Source organism: Capnocytophaga genosp. AHN8471 (genome assembly GCF_016806945.1).
Lineage (GTDB): Bacteria > Bacteroidota > Bacteroidia > Flavobacteriales > Flavobacteriaceae > Capnocytophaga > Capnocytophaga periodontitidis.
Window position 1 is genome coordinate 1 of record NZ_JAESPJ010000035.1, and the last position, 13,591, is coordinate 13,591.

13 protein-coding genes are annotated in these 13,591 nt (G+C 31.7%); all 13 read right to left on the reverse strand.

Annotated features, from left to right (window positions below):
* Positions 1-54: 54 nt before the first annotated feature.
* On the reverse strand, positions 55-3,345 hold the full coding sequence (locus tag JMN12_RS14090; RefSeq protein WP_203139891.1) for a T9SS type A sorting domain-containing protein: 3,291 nt from the start codon (positions 3,343-3,345) through the stop codon (positions 55-57).
* Positions 3,346-3,504: 159 nt separating this feature from the next.
* Complete coding sequence (locus JMN12_RS14095) at positions 3,505-3,954, reverse strand: lipocalin family protein (protein WP_088593496.1); 450 nt, start codon at positions 3,952-3,954, stop codon at positions 3,505-3,507.
* A 601-nt stretch (positions 3,955-4,555) separates the two neighbouring features.
* Complete coding sequence (locus JMN12_RS15395) at positions 4,556-4,852, reverse strand: hypothetical protein (protein WP_238423932.1); 297 nt, start codon at positions 4,850-4,852, stop codon at positions 4,556-4,558.
* Positions 4,845-5,339, reverse strand: coding sequence for a hypothetical protein (locus JMN12_RS14105; RefSeq protein ID WP_203139893.1), 495 nt, complete (start codon positions 5,337-5,339; stop codon positions 4,845-4,847). The genes JMN12_RS15395 and JMN12_RS14105 overlap by 8 nt, the downstream gene beginning before the upstream one ends.
* Positions 5,340-5,341: 2 nt before the next feature.
* Entirely contained in the window at positions 5,342-8,044 is a 2,703-nt protein-coding gene (locus JMN12_RS15400) for an ADP-ribosyltransferase (protein WP_238423933.1), read from the reverse strand.
* 63 nt (positions 8,045-8,107) lie between these two features.
* Positions 8,108-8,356: a hypothetical protein gene (locus JMN12_RS15405; protein ID WP_238423934.1), complete on the reverse strand. Its 249-nt coding sequence runs from the start codon at positions 8,354-8,356 to the stop codon at positions 8,108-8,110.
* A gap of 122 nt (positions 8,357-8,478) precedes the next feature.
* Positions 8,479-9,531, reverse strand: a complete 1,053-nt coding sequence (locus tag JMN12_RS15410; RefSeq protein WP_238423935.1) for a hypothetical protein — start codon at positions 9,529-9,531, stop codon at positions 8,479-8,481.
* A 4-nt stretch (positions 9,532-9,535) separates the two neighbouring features.
* The gene (locus JMN12_RS14120; protein ID WP_203139894.1) at positions 9,536-9,802 is read right to left on the reverse strand and encodes a hypothetical protein; all 267 of its coding nucleotides are present in this window, start codon (positions 9,800-9,802) and stop codon (positions 9,536-9,538) included.
* 87 nt (positions 9,803-9,889) lie between these two features.
* Positions 9,890-10,339 carry a hypothetical protein gene (locus JMN12_RS14125; RefSeq protein ID WP_203139896.1) on the reverse strand — a complete coding sequence of 150 codons (450 nt, stop codon included), beginning with the start codon at positions 10,337-10,339 and terminating at the stop codon, positions 9,890-9,892.
* Positions 10,327-11,115 (reverse strand): hypothetical protein, encoded by a 789-nt coding sequence (locus tag JMN12_RS14130; RefSeq protein WP_203139898.1) that lies wholly within the window; start codon positions 11,113-11,115, stop codon positions 10,327-10,329. The genes JMN12_RS14125 and JMN12_RS14130 overlap by 13 nt, the downstream gene beginning before the upstream one ends.
* 84 nt (positions 11,116-11,199) lie before the next feature.
* Positions 11,200-12,105, reverse strand: coding sequence for a hypothetical protein (locus JMN12_RS14135; protein WP_203139900.1), 906 nt, complete (start codon positions 12,103-12,105; stop codon positions 11,200-11,202).
* A 115-nt stretch (positions 12,106-12,220) separates the two neighbouring features.
* The gene (locus JMN12_RS14140; protein WP_203139902.1) at positions 12,221-12,514 is read right to left on the reverse strand and encodes a hypothetical protein; all 294 of its coding nucleotides are present in this window, start codon (positions 12,512-12,514) and stop codon (positions 12,221-12,223) included.
* Positions 12,501-13,433 (reverse strand): PQQ-like beta-propeller repeat protein, encoded by a 933-nt coding sequence (locus JMN12_RS14145; RefSeq protein WP_203081344.1) that lies wholly within the window; start codon positions 13,431-13,433, stop codon positions 12,501-12,503. Before JMN12_RS14145 ends, JMN12_RS14140 begins: the two co-directional genes overlap by 14 nt.
* Positions 13,434-13,591: the final 158 nt, after the last annotated feature.

Here is a 13,591-nt window from a genome sequence, read left to right on the forward strand (position 1 = left end):
AGGAGGAGTATATAACGACGGAGGAGGGGCATTTTAATGACGAGTTACGAATGACTAATGATTTACAATCATTTTTTGAACCATAATATCACCTCCTGCTTCTAAGATTATCAAGTATTGACCTGATAATCTACTATTTGAAACAGAAATATTGAAAGTTGTACTTTCAGGTTGTTCAATAGGAGGGATTACCATTTGACCCAAGATGTCCATTCCGTAAATTTTTATAGCGGCAGGTTTTTTGAGTTTCACTTCTATGCGGAAAGTACCATTGTTAGGGTTATCTACAATTTTGAAATCATCTATAACTACTTCTTTAAAACTGTTTTCTTTACCGATGCCCAATCGATCTTTTTCGACCCAAAGTGTTTTGTATATAGTCTTCTCACATCCGTCTAAAAAGCCTTTCAAGCCTATGGTATAAGTACCTTCTTTAGGGAAACGCACTTCTGCTCCTCCGTTTTCTTCTTTGATAAGCGTAACTTCTTGAGGTAACACCCATTGGGTAGTAATGCTATGAGATAAGTTTATCAGTTTTACTGTATAGTTATAGTAAGCATTGGTTGCTGCTAAAAAGTCTACCTCTAATACTTTATCACTTTGCAACACCTCAAAAGTAGTCGCCTCTCTGCAACCTTTTTGGTCAGTAATTTCTACTTTATAGATACCTTTTGCTGATACTGCAAAAGTAGGTTCAGTACTAAGGAGGGTACCAGTACTATCTGTCCAACGGAAAGTAGCTGAAGGGAAAGCTGTGCTTAAATCAAACGAACGACTATCGCCTTGGCATATTGTGATTTGTGAAGGGATATTGATAACTGTTTTTTCAGGTTGCAATACTTCGTAAAACTGTTCTAACGCAGGACAATCGCTTTGGTCACGGAATACTGCTTTGTATTTACCTGCTTTTAACCCATTGATAGTTTTACCACCATTGGTAATACGTTGTGAAAGAAGATTCCCCTGAGCATCATACCACGAAACACTTATATTTCCTTTACCTCCTGAGAGTGTAAGCGCTATCTTACCATCATTGCCCTCATAGCAGGTTACGGGAGTGATGATAGCATTGTTTACCTCTACTTCCTCAGGATAAGAAAGTACTACCTTTTCTTGCACAGAACAACCGCGACTATCACTTACAGTTACGAAATACTTTCCAGCTGATAGACCTGTGATATGAGCTCCTGAATGACCTGTATTCCAAAGATAGGTATAAGGAGGTGTACCTCCAGAGGCTATAGCTGCTGCTTGTCCCCCATTAGGAGCGCTACAGGTCATTTCTGATTTAGTGACACTTAGCATAAGGCGAGGCGGCTCTGTAAGGGTATAAAAAGCTGTCGCTTCATTGTCATTTTCATCGGTTACAACTAATTGGTAAGTTCCTTTGCCTAACCGTCTAATAACGGCGGTACCATTTCCTAAAAGAGAAGTTTGACTACCTATTTTTTTCCACCGGTATTTATACGGAGGCACTCCTCCTTCTACAGTTGCCCTTAGCACTCCATTGTTATAAAGTTCATAATGGTTATTAGGGTCGTTGTTATTTTGATTACAGCCGATAGTAGTAGCAGTAATAGAGGCGGTAAGTAGGGGAGGTTCTGTAATTGTAATTTCTTTCATAATAGCACAATCATAATAATCACGTACTGTGAAAGTATAAGTGCCAGCCTCAAGATTTTCATAAACATACCTATATTTAGGAATATCATTATCTGCCGAAAGCAAGTCTCTCTTGGAATAAGAAATTTCACCTTTAGAAGAATACAATGTTGCGATATATTGATTTTTATTATAATTATAAAGAGTTCCCCCCATTACTATAGGTTCTATTTTCCCATCGGCACGTCCAAAACCTGTTACATTAGTAACAAGATCGGTATTTTCATTCATTATAGTAATGGGCATTTTAGGTCCCCATACGTTTACCACAAGAGGATTATCGCTTGCCATTGGACAATTGTTTTTGTCGGTAATGGTAAAAGTATATACACCTGAAGCTAAATTCTCAATGGTAAAAAAGTTCCCTGTAATAGCTACAGGAGGTTCACCATTTTTGATGTATTTATAAGGAGGGGTACCGCCCAAGACTCGGACTTCTATTTTCCCTTTGGTATCTCCAAAACACTTATTGTCTGTTGGAAAAGCAGAGGCTGTAAGAGGTTTAGGAACAGTTATGGTAAAAATACCTTTGTGTTTTGCATCATCTGTATATAAGGGAATATCTTTTCTTTGCCGATTACTATCTAGATAATAGAAAAAACCCTTTATATCTATCTGATAATTGGTAGTTACAGTAGCAGTAGTAAGTACGACATTATCTATGCGGTCGTGCTGTAAGAAATATTCTGTTAAATCTTTGGGCAGACCATTAATTTCTATAGCACCTTCTGTTTCATTTCCACCTTCTTTTATGAAAGAAAAAGTATTAAATACTTCCCCTAAATAAGCTCCTCTATTTTTCTTATATTGTTCTAAACTTCCTAATAATTTTCTGCTGAGCTGGATAGTAACAGTAGCAGTAGTTTTAGCTTCTTTGATATTACATAAAGGAGATTGGATATTTTTTATTGTAATCAAAGGGGCTGCTTGTGTAATGGTAAGATCTACATTATTAGAATGAGAGCATACTAAACCTGTATCTTTGTCATAAGATACTACTCTGAAATATATATGTTTGCCTATCATCTCTTCTGCTCTTGCTTTACTTCCTAAAACATCTTCGGCAGATACATCTATTCTTTGTTTTTTTTGGAATTTTGCGGGAAGGGGTTGCCAATTATTTCCTTGTGTAGCATATTCATAACGATATAAATCACTATCAAAACCTTCCTTAGCTATAAGAGGAACTTTGACATCAATAGGGAGAAATGAATTGGATTTATTATTAATTTTAGAAGTAAGGGTATGTATTGGATCTGCTCGCCAAGTGATATCGACTTTAATTTTTACAGCCTTTCCATATAAAATAGGAACAGTGTTGTATCTTGCTATTTCTTTAATATCAATTCGCCTATTTTCTAAATCTGTAGTTGCTCCCTCCCAACAGCCACCAAACCCATTTTCTCGTTCAGCTGAAGCATTTAAGAGTAAATAAAAGTCTCTCGATTTTACATTTTCTATTATGTGACGATCTGTAAACTCATCTTCTTCTGTTATAATATCTTTCGATCTGCCCCCTTCAATAATTTTCAGGTTACAAAAGTGGTCACATATACGACCATTCCATCTATCTTCAGAATAGGCTCCAAAACTCACTTTCCCTTGTATAGTATACATATTATCTTGACTGTAAGATAATTGAAGCAAGTAAAAAGCTAAAAAAATATAATATAGATTCTTCATTGTGTTTAAACTTAAGAAAAAAAGAAGACAAAATTCTTATTAAATATTTTTCTAATTAATATTATTAAAAACACAAAATTCCTTTAATAGTTTTCTTAAGGTATTAGTAACTTTTTCTTTGAAAAATACATTTGTAAATCATCATCATCTTTTGTGGTTTTAAGAATTTCTTTTTATATACACATCTTTCTGTATAATTTCATCTTGCCCATCATCTTTCTTTTTAAGAATTTTGAGAATTAAGTTATTTCCAGAAATAGAAAAAATAACCACAATTTTTTTCTTTTCAATAGATGTCAATAGAAGTGTATTGTTAGAAATTGAATACGTAAACTTTAAATCTGGTTGTTTTATACAATCTCCGGTACTTTTTTTGAAATGAAAACCAACATTTATAAATTGGTCTTCAGTAATAATAATGTGGCTTTTTTTACTACATTCAGTAAGTTTTATATCTTCTCCTGCAGCATTACTTGATACAAGATACCACGTTCCAATTAATGCTTTTTTAGCATCATCTTGGGGATTAGGGGTGTCATTATTGCTTTTTCCACAGGCGGTGGCTAATAATGTTAAGGCTATAAAAGCCAAAGTAAAGATTTTTTTCATTGTACAAAGGTTTTTAAATTATTAATGCGACAAAAGTAGTGTGTTTTTTTGAGATATGCAAGGGATGAGAGAGATTTTTTCACAAAAGGTTGTTTTTTACATATTGTATAGTGCAAAAGGTTGGTTATGAGGTTACAGAATTGTAAGGTTTTTAGGGAGGTATTTTCTATTTTAAGTGATGGAAATATGGTTAATTATTTGCTAATCAAATAAATAGCTTTGCTGTTTTTTAGGTCTCGCACAAAGCCAGCGAGGGCTTACAGCTGGGTATGTGAACACGAATCACACAGATTTAACACGAATAAATCTCTATTATTGCACGGATAGGTAGCTGACACTACTGGATTTACACGGATTATGATGTAAATATAATTGTAGATCACTGTTTTGTTATATCAAACTGACGTTAAATAACGTGAGTTCGACGTAAGTAATTATTTAACAATCAGTAAAATATTTTTAATCTCCCACGAATTACACGAATTTTCACGAATTTGGGAGTGTATAAAAGTCTTTATTTTTTATTATCTCACGAATTTTCACCTGACGGTGAATTATTTTGTGAATATATTATGATATAAAGCTGTAAATCAATATTCTGTTATATCGAACTGACGTTAAATAATGTTTTTCTTATATTTTCATTTTTCCAGATTATTTCAAAAACATCATTTATTTCTTTCTTAATAGCACTTTGTAATCTTCTTACTACTAGTTCTTTTGTAATATTTCTACCTCCTTGTTGGATAATATACAGCTGGTCAAAGTTATTAATCTCTCTCAAATATGCTTTATATTGCCCTAAGTTTTTGAACATATTACGAGCTGTAGAATAGTTTTTAGTATCTATGAAGATACGAATTTCTTTATTAACATCAAAGTTACAACTATCAACCATAAGGCTTTTCTAAAAATAAATCATACATTCTTTTATATCTCTCAAATAAATTGTCTAATTTATATTGTTTGTACTCTTGAGTATCTTTTACTTTCTCTATTAAAGGTTCAAAAATTTCAAAGGGAACATGACCTTTAACGTTTTTTATATTGATTGGATATAATGCTAATTCTTTTTCACAATATAGTAAGTTTATTATTCTGAAAAAAAATACATTTTCCCTATAGAATCTCTGTTTTTCTCCCTTTAAATTTAAAATAGAATCTACTAATGAAACTAAAGCCTTTTCATACTCTAAATTTTTTTCATAATAAAAATGTACATCTTTCATTTTTATATATTCTTTTCTGTTTTCTTGCTTTTCTAAATCATTCATAAGATTCCATTTTTTTAATTTTTCAACTATTTGTAAATACATTAATTCTTCTGTATTTATATATTGTGTACTATATGTATGTATTATTGTTTCTAAATCACTTATTTTCATATTTAATCAATTTCTATTATTGTATATTCTTTTCCATATATAGCAGGATCATATTCCCATTGATGTTGAAAAAGATTTAACAATTTGGATTCTTCTACTTTTTCTAATTTGAATTTACTACCATTTTTGAAAAGTATTTCAGATTCAAGAGGAGCATCAGAATACTCTTTTATTAATTTTCCTTTTTTGCCCTTTACAATAATTAATGAAGCTTCTTGTGTCTTTAAATGATTTTTTGTAAGAAACTCTATTGCAATATCTCTTTCTGATGATGTTGATAAAAAGTTTTTATAAGTAATTTCATCGCCAATCTTATATTTACTTAACATTTGTATTTCTTCTTTACCAATACCTCGATAAAATGTACCTGAAGAAGAAGGAATTTTGTCAAGAGTCTTGTTTAATAATTTCTCTATTTCTATCACATCATTAGTTTTATTTCCAGAAATTAAAGCCTGATTAAATTTATAATATGATTTATTTGTATAGAATTTTAATACAGCTTCTTCCTCTAACGAAAGCTCCTTAGTAAATTTTCTAGCAACTTTTCCATTTACAAAATCATCAAATATCTTTTTGTACTCCTTATTAGTAAGTAATGTTTTTATATCTATAGTTTCTCCGGCTATTTCTAAAACAATTCTACCTTGTGCGTCTTTTCCTACGATGAGTTTTCCTGTTTTTCCATTAACATCGGTAATTTCTTCGGTAGTTTCAAAAAGTACTTGCTCTATTTTGCCTGCTTGAGGGAGTAACTCAATTCCTTGAGCTGTAAATCGGGCTAATTCAGCATCTATTAGTTTGCTGTAAATGTATATTTTTCCTTCTTTAGGTAAAAATCGCAATACTTCAGTACAATGGTCGGCTAAAAAGAGGGCAGCTTTTTGGGTTGCAACATTAGGGATTTTAGACAAACTCACCACAAAAGCTTTACCATTACTACCTACTTTACCCACTACGCGCATTACATCTGCGAAAGAGCTTGCCTCTGAAAGAGCTTTTATCTCACCTGCTCCTACAAAGAATGAAGCTACAAAAATAGCGTCGTAGCAAGCGCCATAAACGGCTTGAGGGGTCTTTACAGAGGTGTTATACACACCGTGATGTTTTTTGAGGGCATCGCCCATTGCTTCCCAAGTATCACTTTGACCTAAAGCGCTTATGAAATTGTTTATTCCTTTGACTAAATCGGTTGGGTTTTGACTAATACCGGCACCAAAATCGCTTATTCCCGCAACTAAATCAACGGTAGAGTTCCACATTCCGCAAGAACAAGGGGCTCCTAACTCAAATTGAGCGTTGAGTAATGATGAAAGTATTACGTTATTAGTGTCAAATCCTAATTTTTCTAAAAACTCTTTAAAGAAATCGGCTGTTTTGTAATCAATTCTATCAGAGTTCCAAACATTAGGAGGGATTCTGAGCATTTTAAGTGTACAAGTAGTGCTCTCAAAAAGTTCATTTAAAGAAAGAATTTCATAAGTACCATCAGTGATTAATTTGGCTACTTCTAAAAATGGTTTCATTTTACCATCTTTATCTCTTAGTTCTCTAAATTTTTCACCAAAAACGCAATCTTTATCGATAATTTCTATTAAGTGCTCATAGAATAAATACTTATCGTGTATGCGTTTGAAATCATCTAAAACAATCAGGAGTGAGGTATTTTTGAGTAATTCTTCGTTTTTACCTATTTCTTTTTCAATGTTTGTTTGTAAATCGTATATGAGCTCCTTGATACCCGTTTTGAGCATCTCGTCGTATTTCACTTGGATAGCATAAGCAGGAGGAGCATCTAAACCGCTTATACGTACATCGGCAAACTTTGAGAGGATATTGCGTAATGTTTCTTTATCAGTTTCAGATATTTGTACATTATGTTCTCTATAATGCTCTATTATAAATTTATAGAATTCTCTTTGGGTTTTCTTTAAACAATTTAAAGGATCACTTGCTGTAGAGAGAAGCTCCCAATTGCTTAGTCCTTTAATATTATCAAAAACTATATTTGAAAAATAGGCACTGCCAACTCCTCCATTTTCTGAAAAGAAAGCTTCTTTAGAGATTTTTCCCTTATAAATATTAACTTCGTTGCACTGAGAAGGGGAAACATAGAAAATCTCTTGAATTAAATTTTTATTTTGCTTGTAGGTAAAATAGTTTTTTCCAACAATTTCAAAATTTTCATTTTTATCTTGTTTGGCATCTTTGTAATATCCTTTAAAAATAGAGTCATTTTTAGAAAGCAAAGCAATCCATCTTTCATCACCTATTGTAAAACCGACAAGAGTTCCTTTTACGAAGGAAAAATCACGTGCTTTTGCAGGTAGGGTAATTACACTTGATGTTGGAGAAATGAAACTTTTCTCTTTATTTTCATATCCTGGTATTTGCTCAACAGTAGTGCCTATAAGAAATTTCCAAGCTTTATACTCTCCCTCGCTTTGTTTTTGGAAGGCATACAGTTTTACTTTAGGGTCGTTGATTTGCTTCCAATCGCGGTAGAAGAAGTCTTGCCCCTCATTGTAATCCATTAGGGCGGTAGTTTTGCCTTTGTCGGCATTTTTACCTTTGAAAGGGTGCTCGAGTTTGAAGATACCGTGCCCGAGTTCGTGGGCTATGGTGCGTGCATTGGCGCTGTATACAAAGCCGTATTGCCCACCTAATCGCATATAGCCGTGATTGCCTGTGCCGTCGTTTACCAAAAAGATGTAATAAGTGTTCTCTTTTGGCTTTCTGCTGGTTGTAAATTTAGCGATGACTGCATTTTATTCAGGGCTATAGGTAGAAAGGTCACCAAACTCGTTTTCTGTGGGTAAAGTGCCGTTTTTGAGTTGGTCGCTAATATCAAAAGGTTTTTCAGTGGTGATGTGTAGTGTTACCCCTACTTTTTCATAAATCTGCTGTACTTGAGCGATTGCCTCTTGAAGGTTTTGTCCGCTTTGAGTAGGTACTAAAGCTACATTTACTTCTTTAGGCGAGAGGTGTACCAAGTTGAACCTCCTGCGATTTGGCACTTTTTACCTTGCTTGATAGTAGCTTGTACTTGTTCAATATGTTAAAGAACTTATTTTTAGTATATTGTTTGTGTAATGATTTTGGGTACAAAGATAGTGGTTTTGCAAAAAAAGGCAATAGTTTAGGTATTTTCTTCTCTTTCAAAAATATATAGAGTTCTTTGAGAGCTTAATGCTCCTAATAGGTTTTCATTACCTTGAAGCTCCATAATTCTCGGTTCTGCATCTTCTTCTTTTTGAAAGTCATACTCCCAAGTGAGTTTTTGGGTAACTCTATCCAACGCTCCTATTTTACTATCAAAATGACTTGCAAAATAGATTTTGCTATCTGTTAGCACAAAATTAGCTATATCACTACGTATCTTTTTGACTGAAAGCTCATTGGTTAAATCATAGAGTTGAATCGCTCCATTAGTAGGGTTTATTTCCCAATAGAATTCCCACATAAAACCGATAAGTTTATGAGTCGTTTCATCTATTTGACTTGCTTCAGGTAGAGGAATAGCCGAGGGTAACCAACTACAATGGAAATTAGCTATTGTATGTATTTGATGTACTAAAGCCCCTGTTTCAATATCTAACGCTATGATAGTATGATGATTGAGAGCTATCCAAAGTTTTCCTTCTAACACGCCTATCAACTTTTTCACTTCCCAATCTGCCTCTTTGTTGTAATTGTCGTTATGAGGATTATTAGGGATTGAATGTAAAGGGAATTGCCAAAGAGGTTCTTTACAAAAGTAATTAAAACAAGTTATAAATTCTGTGTTTGATAAAAAAAGAGTATCATTAACATTCAATATAAATTTAAGAGACTCATATCTAATAACTTCCTTATAACTATTATCTAATAAATTGAATAAGTAATAGACAGAAGAATATTTTGGATACTCTAATACAAAATCTCCTGATAAAATCAACGTATTTGAATTGTAATTGATAGAACTTTTTAAATACTGTTTATTAGATATTACTAAATCTCCTACTATTGTATTATCATTTTTAATACAAATGATGGTATTGTTTTTATATAAATCATAATTGTCTAAATCTATTCCAAAAGCAACTTTTTTGTTGTTTAAGAATAGATCAAAATCTTCTGTGACATATATTCTTTCTCTATCATAAATAGAGAAGTTAGAGACTCTATTTATTATATCTTGGAGTTTCATCATTGTTTTATAAAATTGTACAAATTAGCAAGTTGTCGAACTCATCATCAACAGCCTTAAGAACACCTTCTGCACCTATCCTTTGTGAGTTGGTTGCTTTGCTGTTCTTGTTTAACTTATATATTACTTTTTCGTAAAAATCTTCTAAGGTGGTGTTAGGATTGTCTTCTATTTTCTTAGCTATACTTAATAGCTTATCTAATATTTTTTCATACGAAAACTCACCTTTACCTGAAGCTCTTAAACTGGCTAAAATTTCATCTGTAAAGCTCAATTTTTTGAGTATGGGATTATTACGCGCTTTTGTACTTCAGGGTTTCTAAAGAGAGTGTTGCTTAATATTTTAAATAATATGGAATTATTAGAAATTGTCAGATCTTATATAATCAGAATAATCTGTATTATTAAAAATAATATCCAAAAAGAACGCTATTCCGATTAAATCAGCATTTCTAGGATATAAGAACTTATTATTCTCATCTAACATTTGAGAAGGACTTACATAGAAGAACCTATTTTGATCAAAACATTTATCAAAATAATATAGAAAACGCATACAATTCTTTTTTTCACCTTCTACAAAAAAAACATAACCCTCATTATAGAGTTTAATATTCAATGACTTTTTATCTGGTGAACATAGAAGAATATAATCTTCTTTTTGTTCAATATAAAAATTAAATTTACTTTTTTTATTCAATTCGGAACAAAAAACATATAATTCATCTGCTTTTATTAATTGTTCTTCACTCCATATATAGAATTCAGTGCTATTTATTATTAGTTTTTTTGTTTTAATTATTCGTTCCATTTTTCTAATATAACTTTTGTTTTTACATTGAACTTTTTCCCTAAGTATTCAAATAGTTTTACACTATCATTGTTCTCTTTACTTATATATATTAGTAATTCATCAACAGGAGTTGAAGGATCATTAATGACTGCGGCATATCGTTTAAATTCATTTTCTAAATCTCTATATAAGAAAGTTTTTTTGTCATAACTTTCCTTAGTATAAAAATTTCCAGGGTTATGCTTTGCATCAATAACTTTATTTTCTTTTATTTTTATACCATCAGCCCATATCTTTTCATTTCCCCCAACTATTTCGTATTGTATATCATCTCCCGTAACATACTTTTCAAACTTTCCATCTGGTAAATCTTTTCTAGGATTAATTTTAGTTCTTAAACTTTTTAACCATTTACCAATATCAATTTTAGCTGTTTTTTCAGCGGTATCTTCAGCGGTGTACGCTAATCTTGCATTTGTATCGCCACCTATAGGCGCTGTTCTACCATTGAATAGTTCTTCGGCTACGTTTTCAGATACGTCCTCAAGTCTTTCGGTATTGTTTACTAATACACGTACTCTGTACAAGCCGCTTTCTAATCGTTCAGCTACTTTGCCTGTTGCATTTCTAAAGACTATCAGTAGTTTGCCTGAAGCATTTTTTACATAACGAATGCTTATTCCTATATAACGCAAAGGGTCGCCTATGCGGTTGCAGAATTGCAGGGCTTTTAAGGAAGTGCTTCCTATTTTAGCTATAATACTTTCACTTGCAGCGACATCGCCAAAACACAATACTATAATAGGACCTGCTATTGAACCTATAAACTCATTTTTTTTACAAGGATTGTCTTTGCTAAATAATTTATCTATCTATTTTTACTCCTCTAGTTCTTTTTCAAAGATATAAAGATTGTCGGAACATCTGATAGCTACTAAATTATCATTTGCTTGAATATCATTGATAAACATTTTGTTTTTCTCATCTTTCTTCTTCTTAGGATTGATAAACATATCTTCACGATGTTCAAACAGTTGGGTTTTAAGGTTGAAAACGACCCAAATGTTATACACATCACTTCCTTGCTCTCTTGCTAATGTATAGAGTTTATCTTTGTAAAAGAAAACAGTGTGATCGTCTAAAAATATAGATTGCTCATCGCAATAAGCAGAAACATCTATTGTTTCAATTTTCAAATTTTTAGGGTCTAATATTTTAATTGCTTTTCGCTGTATTTGGTAAACAAGGCTATTATGCTCTACTAATTTCATACCCATTTCCTGAGTAGTAAAAAGCACTTGTCCCGTTTGAGCATCTAAAATAAAAGTGGCATAATTGCTCCAATCTTCAGTATGAGCGAAAAAGATGATTTTATTGTTTGATACTAAAACTCTGCCTTCCATTATTTGGGCAGGTTGGTGGAAATAAGTTTCTAAATCGTATTGCCAAAGAAAGTCTCCTTTATATAGGTTGAAAAACTTTATAAAGTTACCTTTAGAATATCCAATTCCTAAAGAAGGTATCAGAAAGTTAGGGTAAAATAAGAAATCTTCTTCTTGAAATTCAAATAGAGTTTGTATTTCTTTAGTAGCAGAAAGCATAACACAACTGTTATTTTCTAAATTGCAGAAAAACAAATTATCTTCTTTTGAATCAATAAATAAAAACTTTCCAAAAATAGTTTCTCTATCAAAATTACTTAAATTTAGAATCTCAATATTACCTAACCTTTTGAAAGATACAAATGAGTTGTTTAATCTATAACCTCCATATATAGTGTCCATTTCAAAAGTTTTTTTCAATTTTAGCGAACAACTATCATATAATTCAAAAAGACTACCTTTTGAACAATCCTTTGATATTACTATCAAATCTTGGAAAATGTTATATCCATATACATTATTTAATAAAAACATCATCAAATATTTTTTTGTTAGTTATCTCTTTTATAAAATCGTCTACATTTTTAGGTTTTGTATTATTAATAGTAGGTAGCTGTGGTGGAATAGTTTTTTGCATTTTTTCTAAAATATCTTTATTCTGTCTTAAGAATTTCTCAAAATCTTGTTTGGTGAAATTTTGACCGTAAATTCTCCATTTAATTTGAGAAATATCAGTAGCATTGAATAAGTCACGTTCAATGAATTGTTCTTTTATAACTTTTTCTGTTACGCAATTTTTACTTTGATTCAATATCTTGTTTTTCAAAGATATAAAGAGAGAATCCCGTTGTTGACACAGCTAAATATTTATCATTCATTTGTATTTCTTCTATTTGGCGCCTATTTTCATTGTTTGAGGGTTTGCTCTCGTTGTGTAGGATTTCCTTACGCCAAATAATTTTTCCTGTATTGGTATCAAAAAGTAAAACCAAACTACGAATACTATCCCTCTCAGGTTTGGCACTTACAGCAATAATTCCGTTGTGGTAAGCCATTGTTCTGTTGTCTATTATTTCAGTAGGCAGGTCTTTTGTTAAATCATAGTGTGTGATTTCAAAAGTTTCAGGATTCATTTTTGCAAAACCTTTGTCTTTTTTTTGCCATAAAAAACCATCAAACAAGTACATTTTGCCTCCAAAAATAGTTTCTTTTGGATTATTTAGCACTTGTCCCGTTTGAGCATCTAAAACAAAAGTGGCGTAATTGCTCCAATCTTCAGTATGAGCGAAAAAGATAATTTTATTGTCTGAAACTAAAACTCTGCCTTCCATTATTTGGGCAGGTTGGTGGAAATAAGTTTCTAAATCGTATTGCCAAAGAAAGTCTCCTTTATATAGGTTGAAAAACTTTATAAAGTTACCTTTAGAATATCCAATTCCTAAAGAGGGTACGAGAAATTTAGGATAAAGTAGAAAATCTTCTTCTTGAAAAGAAAAAAGAGCTTCAATTTTTTTATCTTTACTGTATAGCCTTTTAAAACTATGATTAGGACTATCCAAGAAATAAATAGACTTATTGTCTTTTGCGAAAATAAAGAATTTTCCTTTTACCTCAAAAACACTTCTATCTGTAATGTTATAAAACTTTATACTTGTTTCAGATTGTGTGCAAAAAGAATCTTCTATAAAAAAACCATAGTTATTGCCTTCATTGATAAATTTAAAATCCACAATAGGCAAATTATGAGAGAAATTAATATAACTTATTTCTCCTTTTCGTGAAAAGTATACGACTTGCTCCTTAAAAAAATAGAGATTTATAATTTCACTTGAATATTTGAGTGTATATGATATCATCTTTTAAATTAGTTATAAAATCATCTAAAGTT

Coding starts and splice junctions, on each gene's coding strand:
- JMN12_RS14090 (WP_203139891.1), bottom strand. CDS start 3,345: ATGAAGAATCTATATTATATTTTTTTAGCTTTTTACTTGCTTCAATTA.
- JMN12_RS15410 (WP_238423935.1), bottom strand. CDS start 9,531: ATGATGAAACTCCAAGATATAATAAATAGAGTCTCTAACTTCTCTATT.
- JMN12_RS14095 (WP_088593496.1), bottom strand. CDS start 3,954: ATGAAAAAAATCTTTACTTTGGCTTTTATAGCCTTAACATTATTAGCC.
- JMN12_RS15395 (WP_238423932.1), bottom strand. CDS start 4,852: ATGGTTGATAGTTGTAACTTTGATGTTAATAAAGAAATTCGTATCTTC.
- JMN12_RS14135 (WP_203139900.1), bottom strand. CDS start 12,105: ATGGACACTATATATGGAGGTTATAGATTAAACAACTCATTTGTATCT.
- JMN12_RS14125 (WP_203139896.1), bottom strand. CDS start 10,339: ATGGAACGAATAATTAAAACAAAAAAACTAATAATAAATAGCACTGAA.
- JMN12_RS14105 (WP_203139893.1), bottom strand. CDS start 5,339: ATGAAAATAAGTGATTTAGAAACAATAATACATACATATAGTACACAA.